Genomic DNA, 12,161 nt, shown 5'->3' with positions numbered 1-12,161 from the left:
TGCTGATTTTCAGGAGTGGATTTTGCCAACCCACAGGACAATTCCCGGCATCACCCGAGAAGCCGATCCATCGTCGTAATCGGCAGGACGAGGCGAAGCGCTGCACTCGAAAGCCGCTGGAAGCCGAAGCGCTGGTAAAAGCCCGCCGCGTGTTCGTCCTTCGCATCGACGATCATCCCCAGAATGCCGATCTGCCCCGCGGCCGATCGCGTTATCGCAAAGGCATGGACGATCAGCACATCTCCAAGGCCCCGCCCCTGATATTCGCGATCGACGGCAAGCCGCCCCAGCATCAGGAAGGGCAATTCCTCATAGGGTCCAGCTTGTATCGTCGGCGGAAGGTTCTGGCGGGAAACCGAGTGAGCACTCAGCGAGAAATAGCCGGCAATCCGTCTTCCATCGCAGAGCACGTAGACGCGTGTCAGGCCGCGCTTGATATCCTGATTGGCGAAGCGCTTCAGATAGGTATTCAATGCGTCCACGCCGCAATCGAATCCCTCCCGGTCGTGCCGCCTGGGGTCCAGGAGTTCGAATTTCATGAGCCGTCGACAATATCGCGATATTTTCTAACGGCCTCGACCATGCGGTCCGTTGGTTCGGCCGGCTCGTCGAATGCTGTGAAGAAGCGTTGCCAGTCGTCGGCTGTAAAACGTGTCCTGCTATGATCGGCAATCACGGCTTCCGCCTTTTCGCGGATGCTTTCCCGGATGAATTTGCTCTTGTCGAGATGGAGATAATTGCGCGCCGTTTCCATCAGTTCGAACGTTGGCCGATCCATGCGGACCTTCAACGTATCGTCTTTTTGCGCATTTTGGGCCATGTCAGCTCCTGGATTTATAGGGTACGATCGTACCCACAAATCAGCGGAGCGTCAAATCCGGCATTACGCTTTCAGCCCGAAGCCCTGCATCAGCCGCCGGGTGGCGAAATCGGGATTGCCCGATGTGAAGACGGCAAAGTCGAAATTGTCGGGGTGAACGGCATCCGCGACCTCAGGCACCAGCGTGCGGGCGCGCCGGGCAATGGCTTCCGCCGGATCCAGCCAATCCACCGGCCAGGGCGCGAGCCTCCGGAACATATTGGCCATGAAGGGATAATGCGTGCAGGCGAGCACGACGATATCGGTTTTGCGGCCGTCCTTCTCGACGAAACATTGCTCGATTTCGCTCGTCACCGCTTCATCGGAAACCGCATCGCCGCGAATATAGGCCTCGGCCATGCGCGCGAGGTTCTCGGAGCCGACCAGCCGCACATGGCATTGCTGCGCGAAGGACTGGATGAGATCGCGCGTATAGGCCCGCTTCACCGTGCCCGGCGTTGCGAGCACCGAGACGAGGCCCGAACGCGTCCGCTCCGCGGCAGGCTTGATCGCCGGCACCGTGCCGACGAAGGTCATCTGAGGAAAGGCGGCGCGCAGATCGGCGCCGACCAGCGTGAAGGCGGTATTGCATGCAATGATGCAGACCTCAGGATCATGCTCTTCGAGCAGCGTGCCGAAAAGTCCGATAATTCGCTCTTTCAGCGCCTGCTCTTCCCAGCCGCCATAGGGAAAGCCGGCATCGTCGGCGATATAGATGAAGCCGCGTTCGGGCATCAGCACGCGCGCTTCACGCAGCACCGTCAGTCCGCCGATCCCTGAATCGAAGACGAGGACGGGTTTCAGCTCATTCGTCGGCGCTGTCATCGGCGGGCGCTTTCTTGCCGGATCTGGTGGAGCCGCCTTTGCGCGGACTGTTGCGCGAAAAGCGGTCGAGGGAGGAGATGACGCCGCGCAGCACGCTGATTTCCTGTTCCGTGAATGCCCGGCGGGAGAGGACTGCGCGCAGGTTGTCGACCATTTTCGGCTTTTTCGAGGGCGGATGGAAATAGTTGCGTGAATCGAGCGCCTCTTCCAGCTGGTCGAACAGGCCGAAAAGCTGCTCCTTGGTGGAGGGCCGCTGCTCGAGCGCCTGGAACGGCACGGCTTCCAGATCCTCCATGCCCGATTTCATCCATTCATAGGACATCAGCAGCACAGCCTGGGCGATATTGAGCGAGGCAAAAGCCGGATTGACCGGGAAGGTGACGATCTCGTCGGCCAGCGCCACTTCCTCGTTCGTCAGGCCCCAGCGCTCGCGGCCGAAGAGGATGCCGGTCGCCTCGCCTGCCCGAAATCGGCTGCGCAGATTTGTGGCGGCAAAGACCGGCGCACGCACCGGCTTGTAATTGTCGCGGCTGCGCGCCGTCGTCGCGTAGACGAAGTTTATATCGGCAATCGCCTCCTCCAGCGTGGCGAAGACCTTGGTGCCCTCGATGACGTGATCGGCCTTGGAGGCCGCGGCCTGCGCCTTCTCATTCGGCCAGCCGTCGCGCGGATTGACGAGGCGAAGGTCGACAAGCCCGAAATTCGCCATGGCGCGCGCCACCATGCCGATATTCTCGCCCATTTGCGGCTCGACCAGAATGATAACCGGCCCTTCGGCCAGAAGTTGACGCTCGCTGTTGGTGCCGGCCATGGTGCCTATCGTGTTTCCTATTCCTGAGTGCCCATTATTCTTGATTCAGGGGCGCAATAGCTTTGCCAGCCGCAAACGGCAAGTCCTGCGCCTCCGCGGGATAAAGCCGCTCCAGCGTCGAGCCGATCATTTCGACGGCGAGCCGCGCCCCCTCTCGCCAGAGCGGCAGGTGGCGGCTCGCCGGCCTCATCTGCTTGCGGGTGATGAGGAAACATTCCGAGCCGCGGATGGCAACCTTCTCCAGCGTGCCGATATCGGCAGCGATCCGCCGCTTCAGATCGTCATCGACGGCGTCAGCAACGTGGTTTCTCGCCAGGATGCGCGACCAATAGGTCGCCGAGAGAAAAATTGCCAATGTCCGGCGGATTCGTCCCGGCCTGGTGACAATGGACCAGGTGGAGCCGAGCGGACGCGCGGCGAGCGTAATGTCGCGGTAACAGGCATCGACCTTCTGCGAGATGACGATAAGCTCCGGCTGGCTCTTCTTCTCCGATACGGCCGACAGCAGCTCCCTCAAGGCATCGAACCATTTGGCGATCGCCGTATCGAGCGCGCCGCGCGTACGCGCCGGCAGCACGAGGAAAGCCACCAGTGTTCCCGCGACCGCGCCGATGACGGTCTCTTCGAGACGCAGCTTCAACAGGTCGAAGGTCAGTACGCCCATCATGCCATAGACGAGACAGAGAACGATCGAGATGAAGAATGTCATCGTCGCATAGGAAATCTGCAGGAAAAAGAAAGCAAGAAAGATGCAGACGACCGAAACGGCAATGGCAATTGCCGGATGTCCCGCAAGCAGCGTCGCCAGCACCAGGCCGAAAGCGATGCCGAACAGCGTGCCTATCGACCGCTGCAGCGCCTTGATGGCCGTGTCGCCGCGCGAATTGGTGTTGGTGAAGACGAGGAAGGACGCCAGCACCGCCCAGAACCAGCGCTCGCGGGAAAGCGCCAGGCCGAGCGTCATGGCGATTGCCGCTGCCAAGGTGATCTGAAGGGCCGAGCGGATAAGCGGATTTTTCAATGAAAAATCGATTGGTGCTGCCGTGCTGATCTCGTCGACTGCGGCGATCTCCGCGAAATTCGACCTGCGGCCGGCATCGATCGTTTCCATCAGTTGCCGGCGTGCGGCGGCAAGCCAGAGAAGTGCGCGCACCGTTTCACCCTGCGGCTGCCCCTCTTTATCGGCAACGGTCTTCTCCTCCTCCGAAAGCACCGCCTTGTCATCCTCGATGACGGCGTGGACGAGCGCAAAGGAGGGCGGGCTCTGGAAGCTCAGCACGATCGCGCTCTCCGCCGCCAGATGCGCATCGAACAGCCGGATCGCCAGTTCCGCGGCCGGCGCGGAGGCGCCGTCGAAGACGCCACCCGGCGGGCGCGGGATGAAGCTTTCGGCCATCAGCACCACTTCCTTCAGCCGCTCCTCCAGCTGGCGCAGTTCCTGCCGGTCGGCGTCTTCGATCTTGCCATCCGCTGCAAGGGCAGCAAGCTTGAAGAGGATCTGGTTGATGCGGCCCCGCACGCTCTCCAGCGACCGCAGCAGATCGCGCCGCCAGTTATCGGGCAGGAGCACCGCCCTCACCCAATGGCTGACGAGCGCCGAGACGATCGGGCCGACCACCACGAGCGGCAGCTCTGCCATCTTCGGATGAAAATAGGAGCCCATGAAGTAGGAGGTGAAGGCAAACATGCCGATTGCAAAGCCACGGGGGCCGTAAACGCGGCCGGACGAGGCGAGGAAGATCACCACGAGAAAAATGACATCCGAAACAATACGCTGCGACTCGAGTGCCGCCGCAAGGCCGACGACGACCATGCTCGCAAGACAGCCGAGCAATCGGGTGATGAGCTGGCGCGTCGAGCCCTTGTCGCGCACCGCGACCCCGCCTTCGATCGACAGCACGATGCCGAGGCCATAGGAAGCAACCGGCAGCGGTACGATGAGCGTGCTGATCGCATAAAGGATCACGAAGGACAGAACGATCGACAGCGTGACGCGCGACCCCATGCGCAGGCGCGAAAGCGCCGGGTCATTGGCCAGCAGCCAGTCTCGAAACTCAAAGCCGGAAATCACCCTCGCCAGTCCTCATGCGCGCCGGAGGCAGCCGTCCAGAGAGCGAGATACCGCCGCTACAACAAAAATCAAATCACACCTTGGCATTGCTGGCTACGGTTTGCGAGAGCAATGAGCTTGATTTGAGGAGCCATAGAATTATGGTAATGTTCCCTTTATGTTCATGGTGTGGACTGCAGAGATGAGGAGCGCGGAAAGTGATGTCTAGGGCCTCGAACGCCACATGGGCGGACGTAATAGCTATGGGCCTGCGCTATGATCTTTACTGTGATCCGTGCGGCATCCATGACGAACTGGATTTGATGGCTCTGCCGCCGGGTGGGAATGCCATAGGGTTGAAGTTCAAGTGTAATTGGTGCAGCCGATCCGCGGATTTGATTGTGTCGCACCGATCTACTTGGCGGGAGGGGTCCCCGCTCAACACGAAAAAAAGTATCTAGTGGATCTGAACGCGGCCAAGTGTAGCAAAGCCTGACTGGATGACCGCCTCATTCGCCTTTGGCGATCTGCACCATGGCTTCCTTGAGCGAGATCGGCCCCTTCCCCTCTTCGCCCTGGATCATGATGTCGTCGATGACGGCTTTGCCGTCCTCCTCGATCACGTCGAAACGCACGGTCGTGACGGCATCCTTGTCGGGGGTTCCCTCCATGCAGGTCGCGGCCTTGAATTTCACTGTCACCTCGGTGGCGCCGTTCGCCGGCTGGCCACTGTCGATGGAAAGGTTCTGCAGCGGGCAGGCATCCTGGCCGTTGACGATCACGTCGTAGTCGAAGGGCGAAATGCCGTCCTCGTCTGCCGCCGGGTTCTGGACCGCCGCCTTGTATTTGTCGCTAAAATCATGGCTGTAGAGCCGGCTCAGCATCGCCTCGCCAAAAATGTCTATCCAGTCGCTGTCGTCTCCCGCCCAGTTCTTCTGCGTATCCCTCATGATCTCCTCGACCGGCGCAGTCGCATCGGCCGCAAGCGAAAGGCCTGGCAGAGCGGACAGGGCGGCAACGAGGCCGGCGAGCAGAACGGCGATCTTCTTCATGGCAAAATGTCCGGGACTCAAGGGGGCTTGTGGCGGCGAGACTAGCCCTTTTCCAGCACTTGGCAATGGCGGCAAAAACGTCATGCCCCTGCCCGTTCCGCTTTGCGTTCCCGGTACACAGTGCTATAGCGCTCCGGACCACATCACCCCCTTCCAGCTTACGAGGCAGATACATGAAGAAGATCAAGGTCGCCAATCCAGTCGCCGATCTCGACGGCGATGAAATGACGCGCATCATCTGGCAGCTCATCAAGGATAAGCTGATCCATCCGTATCTCGACCTCGATATCGACTATTACGACCTCTCCGTCGAGAACCGCGACGCCACCAACGACCAGGTGACCGTCGATGCCGCCAACGCCATCAAGAAGTACGGCGTCGGCATCAAGTGCGCGACGATCACGCCGGATGAAGCCCGCGTCAAGGAATTCAACCTCAAGGAAATGTGGAAGAGCCCGAACGGCACAATCCGCAACATCCTCGGCGGCGTCATCTTCCGCGAGCCGATCATTTGCCGCAACGTTCCGCGCCTGGTTCCGGGCTGGACCCAGCCGATCGTCGTCGGCCGTCATGCCTTCGGCGACCAGTATCGCGCCACCGACTTCAAATTCCCCGGCAAGGGCAAGCTGACGATCAAGTTCGTCGGCGAAGATGGCACCGTCATCGAGAAGGAAGTCTTCAACGCACCGGGCGCCGGCGTGGCGATGGCCATGTACAACCTCGATGAATCGATCCGCGAGTTCGCCCGCGCTTCGATGATGTACGGCCTGATGCGCAAGTGGCCGGTTTACCTGTCGACCAAGAACACCATTCTCAAGGCCTATGACGGCCGCTTCAAGGACATCTTCGAAGAAGTCTACGAGACCGAATTCAAGGACCAGTTCAAGGAAGTCGGCATCACTTACGAACACCGCCTGATCGACGACATGGTCGCCTCGGCGCTCAAGTGGTCGGGCGGCTACGTCTGGGCCTGCAAGAACTATGACGGCGACGTCCAGTCCGACACGGTCGCCCAGGGCTTCGGCTCGCTCGGCCTGATGACCTCGGTTCTCCTGACGCCCGATGGCAAGACGGTCGAAGCCGAAGCCGCCCACGGCACGGTCACCCGCCACTACCGCCAGCACCAGAAGGGCCAGGAAACCTCGACGAACTCGATCGCTTCGATCTTCGCCTGGACCCGCGGCCTCGCGCACCGCGCCAAGCTCGACGACAATGCCGAGCTCGCCAAGTTCGCTTCCACCCTGGAAAAGGTCTGCGTCGATACCGTCGAATCCGGTTTCATGACCAAGGATCTAGCGCTCTTGATCGGTCCGGATCAGCCGTGGCTCTCCACCACCGCCTTCCTCGACAAGATCGACCAGAACCTGCAGAAGGCGATGGCGTAAGCCAGTCCTTTCGAGATAGCATTGAAACGGCGGGGATTTCCCCGCCGTTTTCATTTTGGGAGAACAGGAAATGACGGCGACCGTGCGCCCGCTCGAACCTTCTGACCGCGCCGCCTGGGAGCCCTTGTGGGCAGCCTATCAGCGTTTCTATGAAGTGGTCATCCCCTCCGAGACGACAGACCTCACCTGGGGCCGCTTCTACGACCCCGACGAACCGATGCATGCCCTCGGCGCCTTCGACGACGAAGGCCGCCTCGTCGGCATCGTGCATGCGATTTTTCATCGCTCCTGCTGGCTGCCGCAATGGACCTGTTACCTGCAGGATCTCTATGTCGCCGATAGCCAACGCGGGCTCGGCACCGGCGCCGCGCTGATCGAGGCCGTCGCGGATCTGGCCCGTGCAAACGGTGCGGGCAGGCTTTACTGGATGACCCATGAAAGCAATGCCACGGCACGGCGGCTGTACGACCGGATCGCCGAACGCTCAGGCTTCATCCAGTATCGCAAAGCTCTCTGACGATCGGACTTGCACAAAGACCTCGCCGCGCTATTGATTCCGGGCGACGGAAAAGCCCGGGAATAGCGGGAACACGAGGAGGATGTCATGGGTGAAGAACTGGTATTCTATACGAACCCGATGTCGCGCGGCCGCATCGCGCGCTGGATGCTGGAGGAGATTGGCCAGCCCTATCGCACCGAACTTCTGACCTTCGGCGAAACCATGAAGGCGCCGGAATATCTTCGGGTCAACCCGATGGGCAAGGTGCCGGCGATCCGCCACGGCAACACCATCGTCACCGAATGCGCGGCGATCTGTGCTTATCTCGCCGAAACCTTCCCGGAAAAGGCGCTTGCCCCGAAGCCGGAAGAGCGCGCCGCCTATTACCGCTGGATGTTCTTTGCCGCCGGCCCGCTGGAATCGGCGGTGACGATGAAGGCGCTCGGCTTTGAAATTCCTGCGGAACGCCTGCGCATGGCCGGCTGCGGCGGTTTTGGCGACGTGATGAACACGCTCGAAATGGCTGTCTCCGGCTCGACATATGTCACCGGCGAACGTTTCACTGCCGCCGACGTCTATGTCGGCGCCCACATCGGCTGGGGCCTCGGCTTCGGCAGCATCGAGAAACGCCAGGCCTTCGTCGATTATTTCGGGCGCGTCAGCGAGCGCGAAGCCTACAAACGCGCCAATGCGCTTGATGACGAGGCAGGCAAAACGATGCAGGCGGCCTGAGCGCATCCGGCGCGGCGATGACAGCGCCACCTGTCTTTTAGGACAAACAAGGCGCTGCAACGCTTTGAAGCTCTGCTGCGCGCTCAGGCGAGCGGCATGTGAATATCCGTCATCAATTCGGTCGGCGGCACGTCGCGCGGGTTGTTGAGATACTCCTCGAACATGACGCTGTCCTTCAACTGCCGCCCCGATTTGGGCAGCCATTCCGCATAAAGCCACTGATAGGCCTTATGCATATCGGCATAGGGACCCTTGTGCCGTAGCACGGCATATTCGCCGCCCTCGATTGTGCGCCGCTCGAAGGGCGGCTCGGCGGGAACCCCGGAGCCGCCTGTCACGCAGGCGATCGAGCGCAGCTGTTCGGCCGGTACGATGTCGGGATCGTCGAGATAAACGCCGATCATCCGCATGTCGGGCCTGGCGAGGCCACGCGCATAAAGTGTGCCGAACAATGTCTCGAAGGCTTTGCCGATCTGCATATAGGAGCCGGTATGGGCAACGCCGATCAATTCGGTCGGCGCGATCTCACGTATGGTAACGTCGAACATGGCTTTGGTCTTTCCGTTGGGTGAGGGTTCGAAGGCAGTGTGGCTTCCCTCTTTCCGGTAGCGGGCTGGCGGCATGCCGTAGACCGATTTGAAGATGCGATTGAAGGATTGGAGATTGGGATAGCCCGATCGCTTTGCAATCTCGCCGACGGCAAGTTCGGTGCCGACCAGGTCGCCCGCCGCGCGATGCAGCCGCAGCCGCTTGACGGTCGCTGCCAGCGTTTCGCCATAGATCGCCCGGTAGATCCTGTGCCAGTGATAGCTCGACATGCATGCGATGTCGGCCAGGCGCTCCATATCCAGTTCCTCGTCGAGGTGGTCGTGAATATAGGCCGAAACCCGTCTCAGACGGTTTTCATAAAGCGCCCATGCCGTTTCGCCATTCATATCGAACCTCATGCAAATCGATCGGCTGGAGAGAAGCATAATCTGATTTGACAAATCTTGCGGAATTGCTGGCTCCGGATCCCAACGCTACCCGGTAGAAGAGACGTCGCTACATGCCGACTACGCCACCTCACCTCCCTCATTCCTGTGCTCGTCACAGGAATCCAGCCACGGCGCGTCCGCGCCGTGAATGAATCAACACTTCAAGGGAAAGAGTCTATCGCGCCCAAGGACTTGGGCGCACTGGATTCCTGTGACAAGCACAGGAATGATTTAGGTTTGGGGAACGTCCAGCAACAAGTTAAGGCGGAAGCCGAACTTACGCCTTTTCGAAACTCAGAAATGAACCGTCAGCTTAGCCCGCGAGCGCTAGCGCCACCGCCTCGATCGCCTCATCGGCCTTCGATCCATCGGGACCGCCAGCCTGCGCCATGTCGGGGCGGCCGCCGCCGCCCTTGCCGCCGAGGGCGGCCGAGGCGATGCGGACGAGATCGACAGCGCTGTAGCGCTCGACGAGATCCGGCGTCACTGCAACGACGGCGCTCGCCTTGCCGTCATCGGACACGCCGATCAGCGTGACGACACCGGAGCCGATGCTGGTCTTGCCGTCATCGGCAAGGCCCTTGAGATCCTTGGGATCGACGCCCGATATCGACTTGCCGAGGAACTTGACGCCGGCGACTTCGCGCACGGCATCGGCAGAACCACCCTGCCCGCCGCCCATGGCGAGCTTGCGCTTGGCGTCGGCCAATTCCTTCTCGAGCTTGCGGCGCTCGTCCATGAGTGCTTCGACGCGCGACAGAACTTCCGCCGGCTGAACCTTCAGCGAGGCAGCGAGCGTCTTCACGCGCTCGTCCTGTTCGGCGAGATATTCGCGCGCCGATTCGCCGGTCACCGCTTCGATACGGCGAACGCCTGCACCGACGGCGCTTTCGCCGAGGATGCGCACGAGGCCGATCTGACCGGTGGCCGACACATGCGTGCCGCCGCAAAGCTCGACCGAGTAAGGCCTGTTGCTCTTTGCGCCATGCAGCCCGGTGCCCATCGAAACGACACGCACCTCATCGCCGTATTTCTCGCCGAACAGCGCCATCGCGCCCTCCGCGATTGCATCGTCGACGCTCATCAGCCGCGTGGTGACGGGAGAATTCTGTAGCACGATCTCGTTGGCCATGTCCTCGACGATCTTCAATTCCTCGGCCGACATCGGCTTCGGGTGAGAAACGTCGAAACGCAGGCGCTCGGGCGCGACCAGCGAACCCTTCTGCGCCACATGGGTGCCAAGCACTTCGCGTAGCGCCTCATGCAGCAAATGGGTTGCCGAGTGGTTGGCGCGCAGGCGCGAACGGCGAGCGTGATCGACGGTGAGCGCAACAGCGTCGCCGGCCTTGATCACGCCTTCGACCACAGTGCCGGAATGCACGAACAGGCCTTCGCCCTTCTTCTGCGTGTCCGATATTTCGATCTTGCCATGGTCGGAGGAGATCACGCCGGTATCGCCCATCTGGCCGCCGGATTCGCCGTAGAACGGCGTCTGGTTGACGACGATCTGCACCTTGTCGCCGGCCTTGGCTTCGTTAGTGACTGCGCTTTCCCTAACGATTGCCTGCACCACGCCTTCAGCGGCCTCGGTGTCGTAACCCAGGAACTCCGTTGCGCCATGCTTTTCCTTCAGCTCGAACCAGACGGTTTCGGTTGCCTTCTCGCCGGAACCGGCCCAATGCGAGCGGGCTTCGGCCTTCTGGCGTTGCATGGCGTCGGTGAAGCCGGAGATATCGACGCCGATCTCGCGGGCGCGCAGGGCGTCCTGCGTCAGGTCGAGCGGGAACCCATAGGTGTCGTAGAGCTTGAAAGCGGTCTCGCCGTCGAGCATGTCGCCCTTGCCGAGGTCCGTCGTCGCATCCGACAACAGCGACAGGCCACGCTCCAGCGTCTTGCGGAAGCGGCCTTCCTCCAGCTTCAGCGTCTCCGAGATCAGCGCTTCGGCGCGCACGAGCTCCGGATAGGCGCGGCCCATCTCCTGCACCAGTGTCGGCAGCAGCTTGTACATCAGCGGCTCCTTGGCGCCGAGAAGCTGAGCGTGCCGCATGGCGCGGCGCATGATACGGCGCAGCACATAACCGCGACCTTCATTCGACGGCAGAACGCCGTCGGCGATCAGGAAAGCCGAGGAGCGCAGATGGTCGGCGATGACGCGGTGGCTGGCGCTTCCCTCAGCCTTGGCGCCCATCGTGTCTTCGATCGCGCCGATCAGCGTGCGGAACAGGTCGGTGTCGAAGACGCTTTGAACGCCCTGGAGAATGCAGGCCATGCGCTCAAGACCCATGCCGGTATCGATCGACGGACGCGGCAGCGGGTTGCGAACGCCGGGCTCGGTCTGCTCGAACTGCATAAAAACAAGGTTCCAGAATTCCAGGAAGCGGTCGCCATCTTCCTCCGGCGAACCGGGAGGACCGCCCCAGACGTTCTCGCCCTGGTCGATGAAAATTTCAGAGCATGGGCCGCAGGGGCCGGTATCGCCCATCTGCCAGAAATTGTCGGAGGTCGGGATGCGGATGATCTTGTCGTCGGAGAAACCGGCGATCTTCTTCCACAGCGCCGCTGCTTCCTCGTCTTCGGAATAGACGGTCACCAGCAGACGATGTTTCGGCAGGTCGAAACCCTCCGTCACGAGCTTCCAGGCAAGCTCGATCGCATTCTCCTTGAAATAGTCGCCAAAGGAGAAATTGCCGAGCATTTCGAAAAAGGTCAGGTGACGCGCGGTATAGCCGACATTGTCGAGGTCGTTATGCTTGCCGCCGGCGCGCACGCATTTCTGCGAGGTCGTCGCTGTGGAATAAGGACGCTTTTCCAGCCCGGTAAAGACGTTCTTGAACTGCACCATGCCGGCATTGGTGAACATCAGCGTCGGGTCGTTGCGCGGCACAAGCGGGCTCGAGGAAACGATCTCGTGGCCGTTCTTCTTGAAATAGTCGAGGAAGGTCGACCGGATATCGTTCACGCCGCTCATTCT

Annotated in this window: 11 protein-coding genes; 3 read left to right on the top strand and 8 right to left on the bottom strand. The window is 61.0% G+C overall.

Annotated features, from left to right (window positions below; translation table 11 throughout):
* Positions 1-50: 50 nt before the first annotated feature.
* The 6 genes from ATY76_RS08005 to ATY76_RS07980 form a co-directional block, all read right to left on the bottom strand.
* Entirely contained in the window at positions 51-482 is a 432-nt protein-coding gene (locus tag ATY76_RS08005; protein WP_245309762.1) for a GNAT family N-acetyltransferase, read from the bottom strand.
* 53 nt (positions 483-535) lie between these two features.
* On the bottom strand, positions 536-778 hold the full coding sequence (locus ATY76_RS08000) for a DUF1778 domain-containing protein (protein ID WP_245309761.1): 243 nt from the start codon (positions 776-778) through the stop codon (positions 536-538).
* 105 nt (positions 779-883) lie between these two features.
* Positions 884-1,684, bottom strand: a complete 801-nt coding sequence (gene murI / locus ATY76_RS07995; protein WP_088674232.1) for a glutamate racemase — start codon at positions 1,682-1,684, stop codon at positions 884-886.
* The gene (locus tag ATY76_RS07990) at positions 1,665-2,495 is read right to left on the bottom strand and encodes an RNA methyltransferase (RefSeq protein ID WP_088674231.1); all 831 of its coding nucleotides are present in this window, start codon (positions 2,493-2,495) and stop codon (positions 1,665-1,667) included. The genes murI and ATY76_RS07990 overlap by 20 nt, the downstream gene beginning before the upstream one ends.
* A 34-nt stretch (positions 2,496-2,529) precedes the next feature.
* The gene (locus ATY76_RS07985) at positions 2,530-4,566 is read right to left on the bottom strand and encodes an FUSC family protein (RefSeq protein WP_088674230.1); all 2,037 of its coding nucleotides are present in this window, start codon (positions 4,564-4,566) and stop codon (positions 2,530-2,532) included.
* Between the two features lie 488 nt (positions 4,567-5,054).
* Complete coding sequence (locus tag ATY76_RS07980) at positions 5,055-5,597, bottom strand: hypothetical protein (RefSeq protein WP_088674366.1); 543 nt, start codon at positions 5,595-5,597, stop codon at positions 5,055-5,057.
* 173 nt (positions 5,598-5,770) lie between these two features.
* Between ATY76_RS07980 and ATY76_RS07975 the strand changes: the two genes are divergently transcribed.
* From ATY76_RS07975 to ATY76_RS07965, 3 genes are all read left to right on the top strand, one after another.
* Positions 5,771-6,982, top strand: a complete 1,212-nt coding sequence (locus ATY76_RS07975; RefSeq protein WP_088674229.1) for an NADP-dependent isocitrate dehydrogenase — start codon at positions 5,771-5,773, stop codon at positions 6,980-6,982.
* Between the two features lie 70 nt (positions 6,983-7,052).
* A complete protein-coding gene (locus tag ATY76_RS07970) occupies positions 7,053-7,499 on the top strand; it encodes a GNAT family N-acetyltransferase (protein ID WP_088674228.1) in 447 nt (148 codons plus the stop codon).
* 87 nt (positions 7,500-7,586) lie between these two features.
* Positions 7,587-8,213: a glutathione S-transferase family protein gene (locus ATY76_RS07965; RefSeq protein WP_088674227.1), complete on the top strand. Its 627-nt coding sequence runs from the start codon at positions 7,587-7,589 to the stop codon at positions 8,211-8,213.
* Positions 8,214-8,296: 83 nt separating this feature from the next.
* Here ATY76_RS07965 and ATY76_RS07960 read toward each other — a convergent pair whose 3' ends face one another.
* Entirely contained in the window at positions 8,297-9,148 is an 852-nt protein-coding gene (locus tag ATY76_RS07960) for an AraC family transcriptional regulator (RefSeq protein ID WP_088674226.1), read from the bottom strand.
* 355 nt (positions 9,149-9,503) lie between these two features.
* The gene (gene alaS, locus ATY76_RS07955) at positions 9,504-12,158 is read right to left on the bottom strand and encodes an alanine--tRNA ligase (protein WP_088674225.1); all 2,655 of its coding nucleotides are present in this window, start codon (positions 12,156-12,158) and stop codon (positions 9,504-9,506) included.
* Positions 12,159-12,161 lie beyond the last annotated feature (3 nt).

The sequence above is a fragment of the Rhizobium sp. R339 genome, assembly GCF_002211395.1.
Taxonomy (GTDB): domain Bacteria; phylum Pseudomonadota; class Alphaproteobacteria; order Rhizobiales; family Rhizobiaceae; genus Rhizobium.
Note: the sequence above shows the minus strand (reverse complement) of the source record. Positions and strands in the feature narration are given on the sequence as shown.

Excerpts from the sequence above, each read along its gene's own strand:
- ATY76_RS08000 (WP_245309761.1), bottom strand. The coding sequence starts at position 778 with ATGGATCGGCCAACGTTCGAACTGATGGAAACGGCGCGCAATTATCTC.
- murI (WP_088674232.1), bottom strand. The coding sequence starts at position 1,684 with ATGACAGCGCCGACGAATGAGCTGAAACCCGTCCTCGTCTTCGATTCA.
- ATY76_RS07990 (WP_088674231.1), bottom strand. The coding sequence starts at position 2,495 with ATGGCCGGCACCAACAGCGAGCGTCAACTTCTGGCCGAAGGGCCGGTT.
- ATY76_RS07980 (WP_088674366.1), bottom strand. The coding sequence starts at position 5,597 with ATGAAGAAGATCGCCGTTCTGCTCGCCGGCCTCGTTGCCGCCCTGTCC.
- ATY76_RS07975 (WP_088674229.1), top strand. The coding sequence starts at position 5,771 with ATGAAGAAGATCAAGGTCGCCAATCCAGTCGCCGATCTCGACGGCGAT.
- ATY76_RS07970 (WP_088674228.1), top strand. The coding sequence starts at position 7,053 with ATGACGGCGACCGTGCGCCCGCTCGAACCTTCTGACCGCGCCGCCTGG.
- ATY76_RS07965 (WP_088674227.1), top strand. The coding sequence starts at position 7,587 with ATGGGTGAAGAACTGGTATTCTATACGAACCCGATGTCGCGCGGCCGC.
- ATY76_RS07960 (WP_088674226.1), bottom strand. The coding sequence starts at position 9,148 with ATGAATGGCGAAACGGCATGGGCGCTTTATGAAAACCGTCTGAGACGG.
- alaS (WP_088674225.1), bottom strand. The coding sequence starts at position 12,158 with ATGAGCGGCGTGAACGATATCCGGTCGACCTTCCTCGACTATTTCAAG.